The following is a 22,800-nucleotide window of genomic DNA, read 5'->3' as shown; positions in this document are numbered from 1 at the left end:
TCAGCCACTGCTGCAACCTGTGCGGTCCATCTGCAGTCCACTTGATCATTCAGTGACCGCGGATCGATGAGGCTACACACCAGCAGGTGGAGGACCGCACGAGGCCGGTGTATGACCAACCAACCAAGATCGCACAGTCCACATCTGAGCGAACGGAACATCGCACGCACGCGGAATGTCAGACTCTTGACATGGAGGACGGACTCTACGAATCGCTCGGTACCCGTCGACTTCGCGACGAAATTGCGCACCTGGACGCAGCGCATGTCACGTGGGAGGACGTTGAGGAAGCGGAACGGCCGCAGGTACTTGCTCGACACCTCGGTGCGCTGGTCGAGCACGCCCTACGGTCTGCGAGGGGTGACGAGCGCAACAAGCTGGCCAACCGACTCATTGAGGCGATTGACCCGAGCGAAATCGTGGACGATCCTCCGCGCCAACTCCATTACCTCCAGCGGTTCCAGGCTCACACGAGTCCCGCCACCCCATCTCGCCCGACGACACCGCTCAGCGATGCCGCACTTCTCACTAATGTGCGCGGCGAGCCGAGCCTCGGCGCGGAGTTGCGAGCTGAGCTGGCTTCGGCCGATCAAGTCGACCTGCTCTGCGCATTCGTCAAATGGCACGGACTCCGCGTCATCGAGGACCACCTCCGTGAACTACGGGACCGGGGGGTGAGGTTTCGAGTCATCACAACGACCTATATGGGGGCCACCGAACGACGAGCGATCGATCGTCTCGTGGAACACTTCGGCGCCGAGGTCCGAATCCACTTTGACGAAGCAAAGACCCGGCTCCACGCGAAAGCGTGGATGTTCCATCGAAAGTCAAAGTTCGACACTGCATACGTCGGGTCGTCAAATCTATCTCGCAGCGCGCTACTCGACGGTCTGGAGTGGAACGTCCGACTTTCCAACGTTGCCACACCACACCTTCTACAGAAGTTTAGTGGCACATTCGAAACCTATTGGAACGACCCGACATTTAGACCCTACGACCCCGACGATGAATCTCAACGAGACCAACTCGATCACGCACTTGCAGTCGCAGGAGGCCGTTCCGGCTCCCGCGACCAACACATTGACCTGTCGGGCCTCGATGTCAGGCCCTACGCTTTTCAGCAACACATGCTCGACGCCCTGGCGGCCGAACGTGGACTACATAACCGGCACCGAAACCTCGTGGTCGCGGCGACGGGAACAGGCAAGACTGTAGTCGCCGCCCTCGATTATCGTCGTTTAGCCAACACGACAACACGAGAGTATCCGAGCCTTCTCTTTGTCGCCCATCGACAGGAAATCCTCGAACAGTCACGTCGCACATACCAAGAGGTGCTCTCGGATCCGAAGTTTGGAGAACTGTACGTTGCAGGAAATCGCCCCGGACGATGGAGACATGTCTTCGCGAGCGTTCAGTCACTTCGCTCGGCTGACATCCAGACGATTCCACGCGACGCATTCGACATTGTCGTCATCGACGAGTTCCACCACGCTGCAGCGAAAAGCTACACGGCACTTCTGGAACACCTCGAACCACGGGAACTCCTAGGGCTCACCGCCACACCTGAACGCGCAGACGGGTTCGACGTTCGTGCGTTCTTTGACGGTCGAACAGCAGCCGAATTGAGGCTATGGGAAGCGTTAGACGCCGGCATACTTTCGCCGTTTCATTACTTCATGTGCTTTGATGGCACCGACTTGCGCGAAGTTCCGTGGACCCGCGGCCACTACGATCAAACACAGCTCGAGAACCTGCTCACCGGCAACGACTCAAGAAGCCGGGTAATCCTGCGGGAACTCTACGACAAAATTCTCGACGTCCATTCGATGCGCGCTCTTGGGTTTTGTGTGGGCGTACACCACGCCCACTATATGGCACGAGTATTCTCCGATCAGGGGATCAATGCGGTGGCATTAGATGGCAGCACGCCCGACAACGAGCGCAAGAACGCCATAAAGGGCCTGCGTAACGGTGACTTGAACATCATCTTCACGGCCGACTTGTTCAATGAAGGCATTGACATACCGGACGTCGACACGATTCTGTTTCTTCGGCCTACGAGCAGTGCAACCATTTTCCTCCAACAGCTCGGCCGGGGGCTTCGCCAGCGACCTGAAAAGCCAGTTCTCACGGTCCTCGACTTTGTCGGCAATCAGCGCGACGAGTTCAGATTTGACCTGAAACTGCAGGCATTAACAGGCCGTTCGCAGCGTCGGCTTGAGCGAGACCTCGAGGACGGGTTCCCCTTCCTCCCTGCCGGGAGTCAAATAGTACTCGATCACCAAGCTCAGGAAATTGTGCTCCAGAGCCTTAAATCTCAGATCAATGCTCGTTGGCCACATCTCGTCGCGCAACTACGAGCGCTGGATTCAACGGTTGACCTTCCCGAATTTTTGGATCGCACTGGGTACAGCTTGGCAAGTGTTCTCCGAAAGGGGACGCGCTCGTGGACTGAACTGCGCAGAGAAGCCGGTCACCTTGAGGTAGAACCAACTGAGCACGAATCCTCGCTCGCCAGGCGAATCCGGGCATTCGCGCACATCGATGATCCGATTCGACATGATGGCTATTTGAGAATCCTCCGCGCAATAATTACCGGCGAATCGGCCCCCGTTGACGACACTCTCGCCGAGATGCTCTTCTTCTCAATATGGCCCGGTGGAGGCGGGTACTCAAGCGCTCAGAACGGGCTCCGCACGCTCGAAGCCGAGCCCGAGCTGGTCAACGAGCTAAGCACCGTAATCGAGCTCGCCTACGAAGCTGCGCGCCGTCCCGTGGAACGTGCACCTGGTGATCTAGCTACGCTTCCCCTTCACGTCCATGCTCGCTATCAACGCGAGGAAGTTCTTGTGGCGCTAGGGTACTCGTCTCTTGCACGCAAGCCTAACTCATTCCGCGAAGGCGTGCTTTACGAGCCCAACCGCAACATTGATGCGTTTTTTGTTACGCTCAACAAGACTGAAGAACGATACTCACCTACAACGATGTATCGCGATTTTCCAATTAGTCGCGAGTTGTTCCACTGGGAAAGCCAGTCGACCACGAGCGTCAATTCACCAACCGGCACCAGATACATCTCTGGCTCGAGCACTGTGCTTCTATTCGTTCGCGAGGAGGGTCAGGACGAGTTCGGAACGAGTCCATACATGTACCTGGGCCCTGCAACCTATGTTTCACATTCTGGCGACCGACCTATCGCAATAACCTGGCGCCTCGAAGTTCCTATGCCTGCGGACATGTTCGCGTCGACCACCGTGGCGGCGAGTTGACTCGTCGCCCTCACACGTGCGCGATGTACCCCGCCAGCAGCGCCTGGATGACGAACAGGTCCACCCCGCGCCCCAGCTTGCGCACGTAGGGGTCCGCCTGGCTGCTCACCCAGAACTTCAGCTCGCCGTCGAGGTCCGCCGTGCCGGCGGTCTCGAGGGAGAACTGGGTGATCGCCCGGTAGGGCACCGAGTGGTAGTCGACCTTCGAGCCCGTCACGCCCTGCACGTCGATGAGGATCACCCGGTAGTTGGTGAACATGAACCGGTCACGGATGGTCTTGTACCCGAGCTCGAACTTCTCGCCGTGGGCGAGGATCCGGCCCCAGTTCTCGTCCATCTCAGCCATGTCCATGACCGACGCGTTGTCGATGATCCGTCCGACCGCCACAGCACCCTCCCTCGTCCTCGGGCGCCGGGTGGCGGCCCTGCCTCACATCCTTGCGCGGCGCGCGTCACGAGTGGTGGACAGCCTCCGACCGCTCGTCACACCCCGGGCGCGACGACCTCACCCCCGCCGGCCCGCATCGCGGCGGCCAGCCCGTCCGGCGGCGGCTGGTCGGTGACGAGGCCGTTGACGTCGAACCACTCCCCGATCGCGTACCGGCCGACCACGCCGTGCTTGGAGGAGTCCGCCAGGATGTAGGACCGCTCGCTGTTGCGGGCCACCGTCCGCTTGACCTCCACGTCGTCGAAGTCGAAGTCCGTCGGTCCCGCCGCGGCGTCCACGCCGCCGCAGGAGATGAGCGCAAGGTCGAAGTGCATCTGCCGGATGAACGTGTGCGTCGCCGTCCCGGACAGCGACCACTCCCCGCGCCGCAGCCGCCCCGGCGCGAGCACGAGCTCCGCTCCGGTCCCGCGCGCGATCTCGTTGGCCACGAGCAGGGAGTGGGTGACGATCGTGCCCTCGAAAGACGGCGCGAGCGCCGCGGCGACCGCCTGAGCGGTCGTCCCGACGTCGAGGAACAGCGACTGTCCCGGCCGCACCAGCCCGCGCACCAGCTCCCCCACCACCCGCTTCTCCTCCTCGCGGATCGCGGAGCGCTGGTCGAACGACGGCTCGCTGCTCCGCTGCCGCGTCACCGTCACGGCGCCGCCGTACACCCGCCGGAGCAACCCCTCCCGCTCGAGGTGCACGAGGTCCCTGCGCACCGTCTCAACCGAGACCCGCAGCGCACGCGAGAGCTCGAGGGTCGACACGGACGCCTGCGACCGGAGCGCCCGCAAGATGTGCCGGTACCGCTGCTGGACGAGCACGCCCACCTCCATCCCAAACCCACAACATTCCACACCGGTTGCCCGCAGGTCCACATCGGGCGAGGCTCTCAGCAGTGCCCGCTCCCGGGCGCACGGGACGAACCGGACGGCACCGTCCGGACCGCAACGACACGAAGGGTTGCATCGTGGCAATTCTGGCCCTGGACCAGGGCACCTCAGGATCGAAGGCGATCGTCGTCGACGCCGACGGCATCCACGCCGTCGTCGAGATCCCCATCCACCCGGCCTACCTCCCCGGCGGCGCCGTCGAGCAGGACCCCGAGGAGCTCTACGCCTCGGTCGTCGAAGCCGGCAGGCAGGCCGTGGAGCAGGCCGGGAAGACCATCGACGGCGTCTCCCTGGCCAACCAGGGCGAGACCGTCCTCGCCTGGGACCCCGAGACCGGGGACCCGCTCACCACGTGCGTCGTGTGGCAGGACCGCCGCGCCGAGGTGGTCGTCGACCGCCTGCGCGAGCACGCCGAGGACATCCACGCCCGCACCGGCCTCGTGCTCGACTGCTACTTCACCGCGCCCAAGCTCACGTGGGTCCGGGAGAACCTCACCCGCGACGGCGTCGTCACCACCACCGACACGTGGATGCTCCACCGCCTGACCGGCGAGTTCGTCACCGACGTCTCCACCGCGTCGCGCTCGCTCCTCGTCGACGTCGACACCGGCGAGTGGGATCCCCACCTCGTCAATATCTTCGGCCTGACGGGCGAGCGCCTCCCCCGCATCGCCGCCTGCGACGAGATCGTCGGCACCACCACCGTCTTCGGCGGCGAGGTCCCCGTCGGCGGCCTCATCGTCGACCAGCAGGCGGCCCTGCTCGCCGAGGGCTGCCTCGAGCGCGGGCAGGCCAAGTGCACGTACGGCACCGGCGCCTTCATCCTCGTCAACATGGGCGAGACCGCGCCCCGCTTCGACAACGGGCTCACCACCTCGGTGGCCTGGCGCCTGCGCGGCCGCACCACCTACTGCTCCGACGGCCAGGTCTACACCGCCGCCTCCGCGGTGCGCTGGATGCAGGAGCTCGGCGTCATCACCGGCCCCGAGGAGATGGACGAGATCGCCGCCGACGACGCGGGCGGGGTCCTCTGCGCGCCCTCCTTCGCCGGCCTGGCCGCACCGTGGTGGAAGCCCGAGGCGGGGGCGTTCGTCGTCGGGATGACGCTGTCCACCGGGAAGCCCCAGATCGTGCGCGCCGTCCTCGACGGCATCGCCGCCCAGATCGCGGAGCTCGCCGACCTCACGCACACCGAGCTCGGTGCACCACTGACCCGGCTCCGCGTCGACGGCGGACTGACGAGGTCCGTGCGGCTCATGCAGGCGCAGGCCGACATGCTCCAGGCGCCGGTCGACACCTACCCCTCCGCGCACGCCACCGCGCTCGGCACGGCGGCCTGCATGCGGCTCGCGCTGGACCCCGACCTCGCCGTCGAGGACGCCCCGTTCGCCTGGGAGGCCGAGGCCTCCTACGTCCCGCAGCGCAGCGCCGAGGACGTCACCGAGTTCCGCGCCGCGTGGCGCACCGCCGTCGAGACCACGATGGGGCTCTGAACCGTGAGCGAGACCGTGTACGACGTCGCGGTGATCGGAGCCGGCGTCGTCGGTGCCGCGATCGCCCGCCGGCTCGCCGGCACGACCGGTTCGGTCGTGATCATCGACGCCCGTGACGACGTCGGCGAGGGCACCACCAAGGCCAACACCGCCCTGCTGCACACGGGATTCGACGCCACGCCCGGCACCCTCGAGGCCCGCCTCGTCGCCCGCGGCTACGCGCTCCTCACCGACTACTGCGCCCGGGCGAACATCGGGCTGCGGAGGACCGGCGCGGTGCTCGTGGCCTGGGACGAGGAGCAGGCCGAGTCCCTGCCCGGCCTCCAGGCGAAGGCGGAGGCCAACGGCTACCACGCCACCGAGATCATCGGCGCGGACGAGGTCTACGCCCGCATCCCGAGCCTCGGCCCGGGCGTCACCGGCGGGCTCACCGTGCCCGACGAGGCGGTCATCGACGCCTGGTCCGTCCCCCTCGCGTTCGCCACCGAGGCCCTCGCCCGCGGCGCGACGTTCCTGCGCGAGCACCGCGTGGCCTCGGTCGAGGTCGGTCCCGCCACGACGACGATCCGCACCGACCGCGGCGACGTCACCGCGCGATGGGTCGTCAACGCCGCCGGTCTCGGCGCGGACGCCGTCGACGCGATGCTCGGGCACGACCGCCTCGACGTCCACCCCCGCAAGGGCGAGCTGCTCGTCTACGACAAGCTCGCCGCGCCGCTGGTGGACACGATCGTGCTCGCGGCCCCGTCGAAGGCCGGCAAGGGCGTGCTCGTCAGCCCGACGATCTTCGGCAACGTCATGCTCGGCCCCACCGCCGAGGACATGACGGACAAGGCCGACACCTCCACCAGCGAGGACGGGTTCGAGTTCCTCCTGGACAAGGGCCGGCGGATCATGCCCGCCCTGCTCGAGGAGGAGGTCACCGCCTCCTACGCCGGCCTGCGGGCGGCGAACAACCAGTCGGACTACCTGATCGACGTCGACGCCGAGCAGCGCTACGTGATCGCCGCAGCGATCCGGTCGACCGGGCTGACCTCCGCACCGGCCGTCGCCGAGCACGTGGTCGAGCTCCTCACGGACGCGGGGGCGGACCTCGACCTCGAGGAACGGGCCGGCCTGCCGGAGCCGCCGGTGATGCCGCCGCTGGGCGAGCACCAGCTGCGCCCCTTCGCCGACGAGGAGCGGATCGCCCGCGACCCGGACTACGGCACGGTCGTCTGCTTCTGCGAGCGCGTGACCCGCGGCGAGATCCGCGACGCCATGACGTCCGGCGTCCCGCCGTGCAGCCTCCAGGGGCTGCGCCGGCGCACGCGGGCGATGAACGGGCGCTGCCAGGGCTTCTACTGCGGCGCCGAGGTCCAGCGACTGTTCGACACCCACCATGCGTGCGGCACCGACCGCGGGAGCGGCACCGACCACGCGTGCGGCACCGACCGGGGGGCCCGGGGCGACCATCCGTGCGAGACCCGGTCAGAGCACCACACGGAGGCCGACGATGCCTGAGCTCCTCACCCCGACGGTCGCCGTGATCGGCGGCGGCCCGGGCGGCCTCTCCGCGGCCGCCCGGCTGGCCCCCGAGCTCGACCAGGTCCTCGTCCTGGAACGCGAGCAGCAGGCCGGCGGCATCCCCCGCCACTCCGACCACCCCGGCTACGGCATCCGCGACCGGAAGCGGTTCATGTCCGGCCCGGCGTACGCCCGGGCGCTCGAGGCCGACGCCCGCGCGGCCGGCGCCCAGATCCTCACCGGCTGGACCGTCACGGGCTGGGCGGACGAGGACACCCTCGCGGTCACCACCCCCCGCGGCCTCGTCCACGTGCGTCCCGACGCGTTCTGTTTCGCCACCGGCGCCCGCGAGCGCCCCCGCACGGCGCGGCTCGTCCCGGGCACGCGGCCCGCCGGCGTGCTGACGACCGGTCAGCTGCAGAACCTCGTCCACGTCCACCACCAGGAAGTGGGCCGGCGGGCCGTCGTCGTCGGTGCCGAGCTCGTCAGCTGGTCGGCAGTGATGACCCTCGCCGAGGCCGGCTGCGCGACCGAGGCGCTGGTCTCCGAGCACCCCGTCGGCGAGTCGTACGCCCTGTTCCGCGTCCCGGGGAAGGCCCTGTTCCGCACCCGGGTCGAGACGACGTCGAGGGTCGTGGCCATCCACGGGCGGACGCGCGTGACGGGTGTCGAGATCGAGGACACCCGCACCGGGAACCGCCGGACGATCGACTGCGACACGGTCGTGTTCACCGGCGACTGGATCCCGGACCACGAGCTCCTCCGGTCGGCCGGCGTCGAGATCGACCCGGCCAGCGGAGCGCCGGTGGTGGACGCGGCGATGCGCACCTCCAAGGAGCGCGTGTTCGCCGTCGGGAACCTCAACCACCCCGTCGACACCGCCGACGTCGTCGCGCTCGCCGGCACCCACGCGGGCGAACGGATCCTCGAGCACCTGGCCGGGCGGCCGGCGCCCGAGGCGAGCGTCCGCCTCATGGCGGAGGACCCGATCCGGTGGGTCTCGCCGTCGAGGTGGGCACCCGGCGGGCCGGCCCCCGCCCGGAACCGGCTCGTGTGCTGGATGGACCGGCTCGTCACGCGGCCCGTGGTCACCGTGCGGCAGGGCGGACGGGTGCTCGCGCGTCGGCGGCTCCCGTGGCCGGCGGCGCCCGGGCGGACGTTCCGGATCCCCTCGGGCGTGCTCGACGGCGTCACCGCCAACGGCGGGGAGGTCCGGCTCTCGGTCGACTGAGACGGAGGACGGCGCGGCCGCGTGGGACCGGACGACGGCGGACGGGCTGGACGACGAGGCGCGGCAATGGAGGGGACGTAGGCCCGGAACCCGCCCGGCGTGGCCGCCGACACCCGGGACTCCCGTCGACCGATGTCGGCGAGCGTGCGCATGATGGACCCGTGCACGAACCCGGTTCCTCCCCCACGCCCCCCGACCGCGAGCCCCCCGCCGACATCAACACCTGGACGGTCGACCCCGACGCCATGGCGCTGTACCAGGCGACCGTCGAGGCGCGGGCGATCACCTTCGGCAGCGGCCAGCACTTCTCGGGCTCGCTCGCCGCGGTCCACCTCACCCCGCCCGTGATCGTCCTCGTCGACGACCCGCTCGCCCAGGCCGCCGAGGTCCTCGACCGCGCGGCGCTCATGGCGGCGGAGTGGGACGACGATGACGAGGACGACGAGGAGTGGGAGGTCGTCGTCATCGAGGAGTGGGACTGGGACGACGACGACCTCGACGAGTGAGCGGCTATCCGTCCGACGAGTGAGGGGATTCTTGCTCACTGGTGAGGACGGTTTGGCCTCGCGTACACGCGCGAACCGGCCCGGCACCGCGGAAGAGTTTCCTCCCGGGAGAGACCTGACGATCACACCGATATTTGCAGCTCTGTTACCGATCACACCGATATCGACAGCCCTGCGCAGAAACGAACAACCCTCTCCCCTGCGGCCGGGCCGCATCGAGAGCCTCCGTCACGAGCAGCCGGCACGAGCGGATGGGCCGGTCGCGTCGAGACTGCGTTCCAAGCGGAGCGGCCACCACCCCAGGCACGACCTCGGCATGCGTGCCACGCACGAGAGCGCCCACCACTACGGCACGATCCCGACGTCGGGCACCCCGGTGTCGACGCGCCAGCGCCCTCCCACCGGCGGACCAGCTGGAGTCCGCTCGCTCGTCGGGGAAAAGTCCCCTCACTCGTCGGGGAAAAGTCCCCTCACTCGTCAGAAGGAGGCGCTCCCGGAGCGGCCAGCCGCGAAGATCCGCGTCACCGTCGACGCGGCCCGCCGGAGGTTCGCGCCGCCCTCGGCGAGCGCCGTGGGCAGGTCCGTCACGCCGGGCACGATCGGCACGAGCGCGGTGACCCCGTGGTCGAGCAGCACGGCGGCGTCGTCGGCGACCCGCCCGGCGAGCACCACGCACGGCACCCCCGCCCGCGCGGCGACGGCCGCCACCCCGGCGGGCGTCTTGCCGGACAGCGTCTGCGCGTCGACCGAGCCCTCGCCGGTGAGGACGAGGTCGGCCCCCGCCACTGCCTCCTCGAGCCCGACCGTCTCGACCACCAGCTCCACCCCGGGCCGCATCCGCGCCCCGAGGAACCCGATGAGCGCGTAGCCCAGGCCGCCCGCGGCCCCGGCGCCGGGCACGTGCGCGGCCCCGCCCTCGCCGGCGTGCCCGGCGACCTCGGCCACGCGGGCCAGGATCTCGTCCAGCTCCGTGACGAGCTCCGGCGTCGCGCCCTTCTGCGGACCGAACACCGCGCTCGCGCCGGACTCCCCCAGCAGCGGGTTCGACACGTCGCAGGCCGCCTGGACCTCGACGCCGGCGAGGCGCGGATCGAGCCCGGACACGTCGATCTCGGCCAGGTGGGCGAGCTCGCGGGGCGTCGTGCCGATCTCTTTCCCGGAGGCGTCGAGGAACCGCGCGCCGAGGACGCGGAGCATGCCGGCGCCGGCGTCGTTGGTCGCGGACCCGCCGAGCCCCACGACGATCTCGTCCGCGCCCTCGTCGAGGGCCGCCCGGATCAGCTCGCCGACGCCGGTGGAGTCGGCGCCCATGACGTCCCGCTCGTCGGAGGCGATCATGCCGAGCCCGACGGCGGAGGCCACCTCGAGCACGGCCCGCCGCCCGGCGACGGCGACCTGCCCGGTGGCCTCGCGACCGAGGGCGTCACGGACGGGGACCTCGAGCGTGCGGGCGCCGAGCGCGACGGCGACGGACTCCGTGAAGCCCTCCCCGCCGTCGGACACGGGGAGCTCGCGCACCTCGGCGTCGGGCACGGCGTCCCGGACGCCGGCGGCCATGGCGGCTGCTGCATCGGCGGCGTCAATCGACTCCTTGAACGAGTCGGGGGCGAGGATCACGAGCATGCACGAACTCCTTCGTCCTGGCCGGGCGCCTCCCGACCGGGGTCAGCCTACGGCGCCGCCGAACAGCAGACCGAGGACGTACGTCACCGCGGCCGCGCCGTAACCGATCGCCAGCTGGCGCAGCGCGCGCGGCAGCGGCGCAGAGCCGGACAGCACGCCGACGACGGCGCCCGTCATCAGCAGCGCGATGCCGACGAGCGCGGCGGCCACGGCCACGGCGGCGAGGCCGGTGAGGCCGAAGAGGTAGGGCAGCACGGGGATGATCGCGCCCGAGGCGAAGAACAGGAAGCTCGACGACGCCGCCTGCCAGGCGGTCCCGATCTCCTCGTACGCGGCCTCGTCCGCGCGGGGCGTCTCCTCGCCGCCGGCGACCCGTTCCCCCGCGTGGGCGTGGGCCGCGATGACGGCGCGGGCGTGCGCGTCGGCGTCCTCGGCGGACATGCCGCGCGCCCGGTAGAGCAGGGAGAGCTCGTTGGCGTCGACGTCCAGGGCCGGGACCACGTGCGCGCTGCGCGTGCTCGGGGTGGAGGACTCGAGCAGCTCGCGCTGGCTGCGCACCGAGACGTACTCGCCGGCGCCCATCGACAGGGCGCCCGCGAGCAGGCCGGAGATGCCGGTGGCGAGCACGACCGACGTGCCGACGCCGGTCGCACCGATCCCCAGGACGAGCGCGAGGTTGGAGACCAGTCCGTCGTTCGCGCCGAACACGGCGGCCCGGAAGGTCCCGGACATGCGGGCGCGTCCGCGAGCGGCGAGCGCCCGCACCACCTCGCCGTGGACGCGCTCGTCGGCCGCCATCTGCTCGGTGGCGTCGGCGTCGTCGTCGTAGTTCGCCCGCAGCTCGGCGCGCTGGGCGAGCGCGAGGACGAACACCGACCCGAAGCTGCGGGCGAGCCACGCCATGAGGCGGCTGCGCAGCGTGGCCCGGCCGGGCCGCTCGGCATGGGGACCGAGCAGGTCGATCCAGTGCTGCTCGTGGCGCTTCTCCGCCTCGGCGAGACCGAGGAGGATCTCGCGCTCCTCGCCCGACTTGCGCTGGGCGAGGTTCCGGTAGACCGCGCCCTCCGCACGCTCCTCGGCGAGGTTGCGGCGCCAGCGGCGGATCCGTGCGGGATCCGGCGCCCGCGCGGGCACGTCGGGACGGGACATGGTCATCACGATTACCCATTGTGCTCCCGACGCGCCGGACACCTGTTGCGGGTCCGCACGAAGGGTGATGGGCTGGCTCACATGGCCAACACACCTGACAAGATCGTGTACACCGCCACCGCCACCAGCACCGGGGGCCGCACGGGTTCCGGCGTCTCCGAGGACCCCCACCTCGAGCTCACGTTCACCTCCCCGAAGGACATGGGAGGTTCCGGCGAGGGCACCAACCCCGAGCAGCTCTTCGCCCTCGGCTACGGCGCCTGCTTCACGGGCGCCCTCGGCCTGGCCGGCAAGGAGAAGGACGTCGACGTCTCCGAGGCCACCGTCCGCACCAAGGTCGGCTTCGGCCCCGAGGGCGAGTCGTTCGCCCTCACGGTCGAGCACGAGGTCCACATCCCGGGCCTGGGCATCGACGAGGCCCAGACCATCGTGGACCGCACCCACGAGCTGTGCCCCTACTCGAAGGCCACGCGCGGCAACGTGCCCGTGACGGTCACCGCCGTCGACTCGCTCTGAGCCGACCACCAGCTGAGGGAGGGACCGCCGTGCCGGTGACCGTCGAGCGTCACGAGATCGTCGGACGGGCGCCGGACGGCGGGCCCTTCCCCAACAACACCTACCTGGTGGGCGACGAGCGAGAGGTCCTCGTCGTCGACCCGGCGCACGACGCCGACGCCGTGCGCTCCTGCGTGGCCGGGCGCACCGTGGTGGGCCTGGTCCTCACGCACGGGCACTGGGACCACGTCGGTCCCGCCGCCGAGCTTGCCGCGGGGTGGGGTGTCGTCCCGCTGCTGCACCCCGCCGACCGGTTCCTGTGGGAGCAGACGCACCTCGGCGTCCCCACCGGAGATCTCGCCGACGGCCAGGTCATCGAGGTGGCCGGCGCCGAGGTGACCGTGGCGCACACGCCCGGGCACACCCCCGGCGCCTGCTCGTTCCTCGTCCCGGACGCCGCCACGGTGCTCACGGGCGACACCCTGTTCCCGGGCGGCCCCGGCGCCACCCGCTGGGACTACAGCGACTTCGACCAGGTCATCTCCTCGATCCGCGAGCGCCTCGTGACCCTCGACCCGGCCTGGACGGTCGGGCCGGGTCACGGTGACCCGACCACGGTGGGCACCGAGGCCCCCGAGGTCGACGCGTGGGAGTCCCGCGGCTGGTAGCGGGCAGAGCGCCCGTCGCCCGCAACATCGGCGGTCCTCCGCGTCCGGCGGACACGGGGCTCCGGCACCGAGCAGGGGTTCCGACGTCGGGCGGGGGTTCTCCGCCGTCGTGCCCCGGTTGTAGGTTGGCTCACATGTCCTCGGGAGCGCGGTCCATCGACAGCTCGGTCAGCGACGAGAAGGTGCGCGAGGCGACGGGTCGCGCGCGCGAGGAGTGGTTCGCCCTCCTCGACGACGCCGGCGCCACCGACTGGGACCACACCCGCACCGCGACCTGGCTGCGCGAGGAGCACGGCGTCGACGGCTGGTGGGCGCAGGGCGTGACCGTCGCCTACGAGCAGGCCCGCGGTCTGCGGGAGCCCGGCCAGCGGCGCGACGGTGGCTGGGAGGCCTCGGCGTCGAAGACCCTCTACGTGACGGCGCAGAACCTGTGGCCGTACCTGGCCGAGCGGTCGCACCGGTCGGACTGGATCGGTAAGCGCCTCGACGTCACCGGGCAGACCGAACCGACCTCGGTGCGGCTGCGCGACGGCGACGAGCGCATCACGCTGCGCATCGACCCGCTCGAGCCCGGCGCCGACGGCCGGCACAAGGTGCGCCTCGCCGTCCAGCACACCGGGCTGTCCTCCGGGGAGCGGGTCCCCGAGCTCAAGGCGTCGTGGAAGAAGGCGTTCGCGACGCTCGCCGACCTGCTCTCCGAGAGCTGACCCGAGGGCCGGTCCGATCACCGGTCAGCGACCGGCGAGGGAGCTGCCCGGAGGGCCGGACAGGGACCCGACCGGAGGGCCGGACAGGGACCTGACGTGAGGCGCGGCCGGGACCCGGCCCGTGGGCGAGGTCCCGGCCGCGACCGGGGCGGCGCGCTCCGTCAGCGCAGCGGCCCCTGCCAGGCGCCGGAGAGCGACGCCAGCTCGAACCCGACGGCATGGTTGACGTCGAGCATGTGCCGGTTCTCGGCCGCGTTCCACGTGTGGATCCGCTCCACGTCGGGGAAGCGCTCGAGCAGGGCGAGCTGGTTGACGAGCTTGACGACCGTGCCGAGCCGGCGGCCGCGGTGCTCCTTCATCACGAGCGTCTCGTCCTGCCAGGCGGCGGGGCGACCGAGCGGGACCGTCAGCTTGGAGAACGCGACGAGCGCCCTGGTGGTGGTGTCCCGCACCGCCGAGACGAGGTAGGTGCGGTGGCCGGACGCCAGGCGGGCGGCCTCGGTGGTCCGGACGCGCTCCGCGTCCCAGGCCTCCTCCTCCCAGTCCAGGCCGCCGAGCGGCACGTCGGTGCTCATCCGGCGCATGAGCTCGGCGATGTGGGCGAGCTCGGCCTCCGGCGTCGCGCCCACCCAGGTGACGATCTCGTCCGTACGCGCCGTCCAGCCGCGGGCCTGGTCCAGCGCGCCGCGCCACGCGCGCTCCCGACCGGCAACGTGGAGGACCGAGTGCCGTTCGACCTGCTCGAGGACGAGGCCCCGGTCGGTGCAGAACCGGGCGGCGGCGTCTCGCGCGATCGCCCCCTCGCTCCGGGTGGGCCGGATCGGCTCCGCGTCCCCGGCGGGCGGCTCGTGGTCGACCCAGGCCTGGACCACGCTGCGCCCCTCCGCGCGGGCGACGTCCGTGGCCGCGCGCCACAGCGCGTCGCCGATGCCCTGCCCGCGGTGCGCGACCCGGGTGAACAGCTCGACCCCGCAGGTCCGGGTGTTGTCGCGCAGCTCGAGGTCCATCGCGAGGTACCCGAGGACGTCGTGCGCCTCGGGGCCGGGGTCGTCCGCGCCGGAGGCGACCGCGGCCGGCGCCGCGGTCCCGCCCGCGGCCAGCCGCTCGGCGACCGGCCCGGTGGCGGCGACGATCACCACCCGGCGCACCGAGGACTGGTCGGCATAGGCGCCCAGCCGGGTGGCGGGGTCGCCGAGCAGGTCGGTGTCGCCGAGCCGCTCGAGCAGGTACTCGGCGTCGATGTCGGTCAGGGCCCGGAAGGCGGCCGACGGCGTGGCCCCGGCGGCGATCTCCTCGGCCGCGGGCGCGACGAGGTGGAGCAGGTGGACGCCGGCAGGCAGCCCGTCCGGGCGCACCGTCGGCGCCGTCGTGGCGGGACGGGTCGTCCCCTCGTCGGTGGTCGTCATGCGGGCAAGCGTGGCAGCGCACCGGCTGCGGCGCACCGGCTTTTCCGACGTTCCCCCGCCGGGGAGGCGGGTGCGGCGCGGGTGCCGCTTGCCGGTGCGGCGTGGGAGTGACCGGCTCAGCCGACAGGCTCGACCCGGACGACCAGCGCGCGGTGCGTGGCCCGTCCGACGTCGAAGACCGCGCCCTCGGCCACCCGGTAGCTGGCCTCGTCGACGAGGATGCGGTCGATCGGCGAGCCGAAGAACCAGGGGATGTCCGCGGGCCACGTGGCGACACCGCCGAGGCCGGCCTCGGTCGCGCCGTCGACGCAGCGGCCGAGGTCGCGCGCGGGCGCGTGGTCGACGGTGGCGTTGAGGCCGCCCGCGACCACGACCGGTCCCGAGCCCGTGCGGCACCACGTGAGCGCCTCCCCGACCTCGCGGCGCCAGACGTCCATCGCGTCGGGCCTCGGCGCCGTGGGGTGCACGGCGACGATCGTCGGCCCCACGCCGGAGACGGGTCGCAGGGCGAACGCCTCGGCGGTGGGCTCGGCGTCGACCGGCACGTAGCCGCCGAGGGAGTCGGCGAGGAGCACCGCCGTCGCCCCACGGTCCTCGGTGGCGGAGCCCGCGCCGTAGGCCGTGAACGGGTGGCCGGACCCGGTGAGCTCGGTCGCGAGCGCCGTCGCGTCCGCCTCGAGCATCTCGGGCAGGACGACGACGTCGACGCCCTGCTCGACGATCGGTGTGGCGAGATCGGACCCCGCGACGTCGCCCTCCTCCATGTTGACGGTGAGGATCGTCAGCGCGGCGTCGGGCGCCGCGGCCGTGTCGTCGGTGCGGCTGATCGAGGTCGCGGCCGACGTGCCGCGGTCGAACATGATGGCGAGGTGACCGACCGCCACGAGCAGGAAGACGCCGCCGAGCACCATGATCGCCGCGCCGGCCCGGATGAGCTGCCGGCGGACGAGGCCGATGACGAGGAAGACGATGCCGAGCACGGCGAGGGTGAGCACGAGCCAGCCCTTGAGGGCCACGACCTGAGCCACCGGCGTGACGCCGGAGATCCCGTCCAGGGGCGGGACGATCGCACCCGGGAGCTCGGGATCGAGCGTGAGGGCGGCGAGCAGCCCCACGACGGCGACGACGACCCAGATGACGATGCGCACGGATCCAGTGTCCCGCACGTGCGTCGGCGGGCCCGCAGGCCGGGGGTCTCGAACCGGTCACGCCCCCGGTCGGCGAGAGTGCGGCTCCCGGTCGTCGAGAGTGCGGCTCCCGGTCGTCGAGTGTGCGGGTCCCGGTCGGCGAGAGTGCGGGTCCCGGTCGTCGAGAGCGACGGTCGACCGTCGGTCAGTCGCTCGGTGCGGTGAGCCGGAGCTCGACGGCCACGGCGCGGTGGTCGGAGCCCCCGACCTCCTCGACCTGCCCGGACGTCCCCCGCAGGCCGCCGGCGACGAGGACGTGGTCGATCGTGGCGCCCGCCCACACCGGCCACGAGGCGGGCCACGTGGCCAGGCCGCCGATGCCGGCGTCGACGCCCGCGTCGTGGCACCGCCCGCCCGCGGCCGCGACGCCGGTCAGCGAGGCGTGGTCGAGCGTCATGTTGAGGTCGCCGGCGATGACGGTGGGCCGCATCGCGCGCTCGCACGTGCCCATGATCGCGCGGTTCTCCGCCCGCCAGGCCGCCATGTTCCCGGCGACCGGGGGGATCGGGTGCGCGGCGACGAGCACGGGCTGGTCCGGGTCGTCGCCGGTCGGCCGGAGGTGCACGCGGCCGAAGCCGCCGGTCACCGCGTCGGTGCGCTGCTCATAGGGGCCGAGGGCGTCGGCCACGACCATCGAGGTCGCCCCGACCGCGCCCGTGCCCTCGGTGTAGCCGGTGAAGCCCTGACCGGTGCGTTCCTCGAGCACCCGGACGATCTGCTCGGCGAGGTCGGCGGAGGTCTCGGGCAGGGCGAGGACGTCGGCCCCGACGCTCACGGCATGGTCGACGACGTCCGTCGGCGTCGCCGCACCACCGAGGGTGTTGAGCGTGAGAACGGTGAACCTCTCCGGCGTGGGCGGCTCGTCCGAGGCGGTGACGCCCTCGCCCGAGACGCCGCGATCGAGCAGCTCGACGCCGTGCGCCACCCCGGCGAGCGCCGCGACGACTCCCCCGGCCAGCACGACCACGGCGGGCGCTCCGCCCCGCACCGGGCGAGCCGGGGCGCGGCTCCTGTCCGCGCGCGAGTCCCTGCTTCCCTCCCGCTCGACCGGGTCGTCGGCCCGGTGATCGCCCGGGCCTCCCACACGGGCCCGTCGCTGCCGGGCGAGGAGCACGAGGCGACCGGCGAACACGAGGAGCAGGCCGAGGACCAGGAGCGTCGCCGCGAGCGTGCCCTTGAGGGCGAGGACCTGCGCCACCGGCATCCGCTCGCTGAACCACAGGGGACGCAGCGTGTAGAGGCTCGCGAGGGCAAGGAGCACCGCCGCCACGGCGCCCGCCACCCCCGCTCCCCTGCGCATACGCTCCATCGTCGGCCACGTCACCGACGTCGGGCCACCCCACGGTGGGGAGTCCGACCCAGGTCAGCGCTCCCCACAATGGGTGCACGCCTGGTGCGGGGTTCCCTGCCGAGAGCGCGAGGTGTCGCCGAGAGCGCGGTTTCCGACCGAGGGCGCGGTCAAGACGCCGAGTGGATGGCCGCCGGGGGTCCACTCGACACGGAACCCGCGGCCTCGACACAGAACCCGCGCCCTCGACACAGAACCCGCGCTCTCGGCACGGCGCGCGCACCGCCGACACCCGACCCGCGCCGCCGACGCACACGAACACGGCCGTCGACGCACATCTCGCTTCCTCCAGGGACGCGTGCGCCCCGAATCTCCCGATTCCCGGTGCATCCTGGGGCGGACATGCCGAACAATGGATGCCCGTGACCTCCGCCGACCACGATCCGCGCCGCCCCGACCAGGGTGAGCCGCGTCGGCGCGCGAACCGACGCCCCACCGGTGGTCACGGCAACGGGGCCGGCATCCCCAACGACGGTGCCGGCACGGACACGACGGCGAGTCGTCGTGGGGGACGCCGCAGGGGTCGTGGCGCGGCGCGCGGCGCGGACCGGGTGGCGCGCGGACCTCGCCCCCCGACGCCGGAGCAGGTCGAGGCCCGCCGTGCCGCGGTCCCCGTCATCAGCTACCCCGAGGAGCTCCCGGTCGCCGAGCGGCGCTTCGAGATCGCGGCGGCGATCGCGAGCCACCAGGTCGTCGTCGTCGCGGGCGAGACCGGGTCCGGCAAGACCACCCAGCTGCCGAAGATCTGCCTCGACCTCGGCCGCGGCGTCGAGGGCATGATCGGGCACACCCAGCCGCGTCGCCTCGCCGCCCGGTCCGTCGCCGAGCGCATCGCCTCCGAGCTGGACGTCGACCTCGGCAAACAGGTCGGCTACCAGGTCAGGTTCACCGACGAGGTGTCCGCCACCACGCTGGTCAAGCTGATGACCGACGGCATCCTCCTCGCGGAGATCCAGCGCGACCCGCTGCTGCGGCGCTACGACACGATCATCGTCGACGAGGCCCACGAGCGGTCCCTGAACATCGACTTCCTGCTCGGGTACCTCGCCCAGCTGCTCCCGCGCCGTCCCGACCTCAAGCTCGTCATCACGTCCGCCACGATCGACTCCGAGCGCTTCGCCGAGCACTTCGGGAAGGCCGCAGGGATGGACGGCCCGGCCCCGGTCGTCCAGGTCACGGGCCGCACCTACCCGGTCGACGTCCGCTACCGTCCGCTCGTCCCCGACGTCGACGACGAGACCGACGAGGACGAGTCCCCCGACGACGACGGACGCACCCGCACCGCGGCCTCCGCCCGGCGCGCCGACGGCCCGGGGAGCGGCCCGGCGGGCGGCTCACCCGCCGACCCCGAGGAGCCGATCGACCAGGTCACCGGCATCCTCCGGGCCTACGACGAGCTCGCCGCCGAGGGGCCCGGCGACATCCTCGTGTTCCTCTCGGGCGAGCGCGAGATCCGCGACACCCACGTGGCGTTCGCCGAGCACCTGGGCGAGCGGTACCTGGCGCCCGGGGGCCGGTCGACGGTGCCGGGCGCCGTCGAGATCCTCCCCCTGTACGCGCGGCTCACCGCCGCCGAGCAGCACCGGGTCTTCGCCCCGCACAGCACCCGTCGCGTCGTGCTGGCCACGAACGTCGCCGAGACGTCCCTGACCGTGCCCGGCATCCATTACGTCATCGACCCGGGCACGGCCCGCATCTCGCGGTACTCCACGCGGACCAAGGTGCAGCGGCTGCCGATCGAGCCGGTCTCGCGGGCGAGCGCCGCCCAGCGGTCGGGGCGCTCGGGCCGCGTCGCCGACGGGGTCGCCATCCGGCTCTACTCGCGCCGGGACTTCGACAACCGTCCGGAGTTCACCGAGCCCGAGATCCTGCGGACCTCCCTCGCCTCGGTCATCCTGCAGATGGCCTCGCTCGGGCTCGGCGACATCGCGCAGTTCCCGTTCGTCGACCCCCCGGACACGCGGGCCGTGCGCGACGGCGTCCAGCAGCTCGAGGAGATCGGTGCCCTCGAGCCCGGGTCGACCGAGCTGACCCGCGTGGGCCGGGACCTGGCCCGCCTGCCCGTGGACCCGCGCCTGGGACGGATGCTGCTGGAGGCCGAGCGGCTCGGGTGCGCGGCCGAGGTGATGGTCGTCGTCGCGGCCCTGTCCGTGCAGGACGTGCGCGAGCGGCCCGTGGAGAAGCAGACCCAGGCCGACCAGAAGCACCGCCGGTTCGTCGACGAGACCTCGGACTTCCTCGCCTACCTCAACCTGTGGCGCTACCTGCGCACGCTCCAGCGGGACCTGTCCGGCTCCGCGTTCCGCCGCACCGTGCGCGGGGAGTACCTCAACTACCTGCGCATCCGGGAGTGGCAGGACGTCGTCACCCAGCTCCGCCAGCTGGCCAAGCCCCTCGGCCTGCACCTGCGCCCCCTCGCCCTGCCGCCGGCGGCCGAGGTGGACACGCCGGACACCGACCTCGTGGCCTCCACCGTGGTCGCGCTCGGACGCGGGTCGGACGCCGCGTCCGCGGACTCCGTCCACCAGGCCCTGCTCACCGGCCTGCTGTCCAACCTGGGGAGCTACGACGAGCGCAAGCGCGACTACGCGGGCGCCCGCGGGACCCGGTTCGTCATCTGGCCCGGCTCGGGGCTCTCGCGGAAGACGTACCCGTGGGTGATGGCGGCCGAGCTCGTCGAGACCTCGCGACTGTTCGCCCGCACGGTCGCGCGGGTGAACCCGGACTGGGTGGAGCGGGCCGCCGGGCACCTCCTGCGCCGCACGTACTCCGAGCCCTACTGGTCCACCCGCAACGGCGCCGCCATGGTCAAGGAGCGCGTCCTGCTGTACGGCATGACGCTGGCTGCCGACCGTCCCGTACTGCTGGGTCGCCTCGGCGACCAGCCGATCGGCGACGCCACGGCCGCCGAGCTCGCGCGGGAGATGTTCGTCCGCCACGCGCTCGTGGAGGGCCAGTGGCGCACGCACCACCGGTTCGTGAAGGACAACGCGGCGGTGCTCGAGGAGGCCAGAGAGGTCGAGGCACGGCTGCGGCGCCACGGCGTCGTCGGGGACGAGGACACGCTGTTCGCCTTCTACGACGAACGCGTCGGCGCCGAGGCCGTCTCCGCCCGCCACTTCGACACGTGGTGGAAGAAGGCCCGGCGCGAGACCCCGGACCTGCTCACCCTCACGCTCGAGGAGCTCGTGCCGGAGAACCCGGTGTCCGAGGCGGACCAGCCCTCGACCTGGCAGCAGGGCGACCTCACCCTCCCCCTGTCCTACGACTTCACACCCGGCGCGTGGGCGGACGGCATCACCGCGACGGTCCCGGTGGAGGTCCTCGGCCGGCTGCGTCCCGAGGGGTTCGACTGGCTCGTGCCCAGCTACGTCGACGAGCTCGCCGTCGCGACGATCCGCGCGCTGCCCAAGCGGGTGCGGCGCGAGCTCGTGCCCGCCCCGGACGTCGCGCGCGCCGTCGTGGCGGCCATGCCCGACTGGCACGACGCCGTCGCCGCCGCCCCCGGGGACGCGGGCCGGCAGGGCGGCCGGGTCGACCCCGCAGACGTGCCCGCCTGGCAGGACGCCTTCGCCGCCGCCGTGCGCGAGGTGCGCGGGGTGGAGATCGACGAGGCCGCCTGGGGCGAGTCCGCCGAGCTGCCCGGGCACCTGCGGATGAAGTTCCGGGTCGTCTCCGCCAAGGGCGCGGTGCTCGGCGAGGGCGACTCGCTGCTCGCCCTGCAGCGCGAGCTGGCGCCGGCCGTCGAGAGCGCGGTCGCCTCGGCGGTGCGCGGCGCCGTCGCGGTGGCCATGGCCGAGGCGCGGTCCGCCGCCGGGGAGGGGGCCGGGGGCGCCCGTGGGTCCGGTGCCGCCAAGTCCGGTGCCGGTGCGCGCGGGGGCCGCTCCTCCGGCGGCCGCGGCGCGGGCGGGAGCGAGGCCGCTGTGGAAGCCTCCGACCCCGCGGCCGGCGGGACCGCTCCCGGGGCCGCGACCGCCGTCGAGCAGGAGGGCCTGACCACCTGGCCGGACGTGCCGGGCGGGGCGATCCCGGCCAGCGTGGAGACGATCGGGCCGGCCGGGCTGGTCGTGCGCGGCTATCCCGCGCTCGTCGAGGAGGCCACCTCGGTGGCCCTGCGGGTCCTGCCCGACGCCGGTTCCCAGGTCCGCGCGCACCGTCTCGGCGTGCGTCGGCTGGCGCTGGCCGCCACCGCGCTGCCCGAGCAGCGGGTGAGCACCCGGTGGGGCGGGCAGGACGCGCTCGCGCTGGCCTCCTCGCCCTACCCGAGCACGGGCGCGCTCGTGTCCGACCTCCAGCTGGCCGCGGTCACCGAGATCGTCGACGACTGGTGCGCCGAGCACGTGAGCGGCGGAGCCGGGATGCTGCGGGACAAGGAACGGTTCGAGGAGCTCGTCGCGCACGTGCGCACCCGGCTCGAGGACCGGGTCTTCGAGCTGGCCGGCACGGTGGTCAACGTGATGAACGCCTGGCGCGAGCTGCAGGCCACGGTCAAGGCCTCCAGCTCAATCCACCTGCTCGGAGCGGTCACCGACGTGCGCGCCGCGGTCGGTGACCTGGTCTTCGACGGGTTCGTGGCCGTGACCGGCCCGGACCACCTCGTCCACCTGCCGCGCTACCTCAAGGCGGCCCAGCGCCGCCTCGAGCGGGCCGCGCAGAACGTGCACGCCGACGACGCGGCCGCCTGGCAGGTGCAGGAGATGGTCGACGCCCTCGAGGCGGCCCGGGCCCGCGCCGGGGACGACCCCGACGCCCAGGCCCGGCTCCGCGAGGTGCGCTGGCTGATCGAGGAGCTGCGGGTCTCGTTGTTCGCCCAGCAGCTCGGCACGCCGGTCAAGGTCTCGACCACGCGGGTGCGCAAGGCCATCGCGGCGGCGCTCGGGGGCTAGGGC

General features: G+C 71.9%; 16 protein-coding genes. 9 read left to right on the top strand and 7 right to left on the bottom strand.

The genetic code is table 11. The features are described from left to right. Positions 1 to 191 precede the first annotated feature (191 nt). Complete coding sequence (locus tag ACZLKG_RS12995) at positions 192 to 3,269, top strand: DUF3427 domain-containing protein (RefSeq protein ID WP_463648972.1); 3,078 nt, start codon at positions 192 to 194, stop codon at positions 3,267 to 3,269. A 10-nt stretch (positions 3,270 to 3,279) separates the two neighbouring features. Here the strand turns inward: ACZLKG_RS12995 and ACZLKG_RS12990 are convergent, their stop codons facing one another. Both ACZLKG_RS12990 and ACZLKG_RS12985 read right to left on the bottom strand, forming a co-directional pair. Next, the gene (locus ACZLKG_RS12990; RefSeq protein WP_425710153.1) at positions 3,280 to 3,657 is read right to left on the bottom strand and encodes a PH domain-containing protein; all 378 of its coding nucleotides are present in this window, start codon (positions 3,655 to 3,657) and stop codon (positions 3,280 to 3,282) included. Positions 3,658 to 3,752: 95 nt separating this feature from the next. Beyond that, positions 3,753 to 4,523 (bottom strand): DeoR/GlpR family DNA-binding transcription regulator, encoded by a 771-nt coding sequence (locus tag ACZLKG_RS12985; RefSeq protein WP_425710154.1) that lies wholly within the window; start codon positions 4,521 to 4,523, stop codon positions 3,753 to 3,755. A gap of 143 nt (positions 4,524 to 4,666) precedes the next feature. On the opposite strand from ACZLKG_RS12985, the gene ACZLKG_RS12980 reads away from it, so the two are divergent. The 4 genes from ACZLKG_RS12980 (at position 4,667) to ACZLKG_RS12965 (ending at position 9,328) form a co-directional block, all read left to right on the top strand. Beyond that, positions 4,667 to 6,085, top strand: coding sequence for an FGGY family carbohydrate kinase (locus ACZLKG_RS12980; protein ID WP_463649036.1), 1,419 nt, complete (start codon positions 4,667 to 4,669; stop codon positions 6,083 to 6,085). A gap of 3 nt (positions 6,086 to 6,088) precedes the next feature. Further along, entirely contained in the window at positions 6,089 to 7,588 is a 1,500-nt protein-coding gene (locus ACZLKG_RS12975) for an FAD-dependent oxidoreductase (RefSeq protein ID WP_463648970.1), read from the top strand. Continuing rightward, entirely contained in the window at positions 7,581 to 8,822 is a 1,242-nt protein-coding gene (locus tag ACZLKG_RS12970) for an NAD(P)/FAD-dependent oxidoreductase (protein ID WP_463648969.1), read from the top strand. Before ACZLKG_RS12975 ends, ACZLKG_RS12970 begins: the two co-directional genes overlap by 8 nt. A gap of 161 nt (positions 8,823 to 8,983) precedes the next feature. Then, positions 8,984 to 9,328, top strand: a complete 345-nt coding sequence (locus ACZLKG_RS12965; protein ID WP_425710158.1) for a hypothetical protein — start codon at positions 8,984 to 8,986, stop codon at positions 9,326 to 9,328. A gap of 477 nt (positions 9,329 to 9,805) precedes the next feature. Here the strand turns inward: ACZLKG_RS12965 and ACZLKG_RS12960 are convergent, their stop codons facing one another. Beyond that, positions 9,806 to 10,951, bottom strand: coding sequence for a glycerate kinase family protein (locus tag ACZLKG_RS12960; protein WP_463648967.1), 1,146 nt, complete (start codon positions 10,949 to 10,951; stop codon positions 9,806 to 9,808). Between the two features lie 42 nt (positions 10,952 to 10,993). Continuing rightward, entirely contained in the window at positions 10,994 to 12,106 is a 1,113-nt protein-coding gene (locus tag ACZLKG_RS12955) for a VIT1/CCC1 transporter family protein (RefSeq protein ID WP_463649035.1), read from the bottom strand. 75 nt (positions 12,107 to 12,181) lie between these two features. Here ACZLKG_RS12955 and ACZLKG_RS12950 point away from each other — a divergent pair, with 75 nt between their 5' ends. The 3 genes from ACZLKG_RS12950 (at position 12,182) to ACZLKG_RS12940 (ending at position 13,970) form a co-directional block, all read left to right on the top strand. Continuing rightward, positions 12,182 to 12,616, top strand: coding sequence for an organic hydroperoxide resistance protein (locus ACZLKG_RS12950; protein WP_425710160.1), 435 nt, complete (start codon positions 12,182 to 12,184; stop codon positions 12,614 to 12,616). 35 nt (positions 12,617 to 12,651) lie between these two features. Then, positions 12,652 to 13,263, top strand: coding sequence for an MBL fold metallo-hydrolase (locus tag ACZLKG_RS12945; protein WP_463648966.1), 612 nt, complete (start codon positions 12,652 to 12,654; stop codon positions 13,261 to 13,263). Between the two features lie 134 nt (positions 13,264 to 13,397). Continuing rightward, positions 13,398 to 13,970 (top strand): DUF4287 domain-containing protein, encoded by a 573-nt coding sequence (locus ACZLKG_RS12940; protein WP_463648965.1) that lies wholly within the window; start codon positions 13,398 to 13,400, stop codon positions 13,968 to 13,970. Positions 13,971 to 14,131: 161 nt separating this feature from the next. Here ACZLKG_RS12940 and ACZLKG_RS12935 read toward each other — a convergent pair whose 3' ends face one another. The 3 genes from ACZLKG_RS12935 to ACZLKG_RS12925 form a co-directional block, all read right to left on the bottom strand. After that, positions 14,132 to 15,376, bottom strand: coding sequence for a GNAT family N-acetyltransferase (locus tag ACZLKG_RS12935; RefSeq protein WP_463648964.1), 1,245 nt, complete (start codon positions 15,374 to 15,376; stop codon positions 14,132 to 14,134). 116 nt (positions 15,377 to 15,492) lie between these two features. Next, positions 15,493 to 16,524 (bottom strand): endonuclease/exonuclease/phosphatase family protein, encoded by a 1,032-nt coding sequence (locus ACZLKG_RS12930; protein ID WP_463648963.1) that lies wholly within the window; start codon positions 16,522 to 16,524, stop codon positions 15,493 to 15,495. A 184-nt stretch (positions 16,525 to 16,708) separates the two neighbouring features. Next, entirely contained in the window at positions 16,709 to 17,863 is a 1,155-nt protein-coding gene (locus ACZLKG_RS12925) for an endonuclease/exonuclease/phosphatase family protein (protein WP_425710165.1), read from the bottom strand. A gap of 404 nt (positions 17,864 to 18,267) precedes the next feature. Here ACZLKG_RS12925 and hrpA point away from each other — a divergent pair, with 404 nt between their 5' ends. Further along, on the top strand, positions 18,268 to 22,797 hold the full coding sequence (gene hrpA / locus ACZLKG_RS12920) for an ATP-dependent RNA helicase HrpA (protein WP_463648961.1): 4,530 nt from the start codon (positions 18,268 to 18,270) through the stop codon (positions 22,795 to 22,797). The last annotated feature ends 3 nt before the right edge of the window (positions 22,798 to 22,800 follow it).

It is taken from the genome of Georgenia sp. Z2081 (assembly GCF_055326445.1).
Note: the sequence above shows the minus strand (reverse complement) of the source record. Positions and strands in the feature narration are given on the sequence as shown.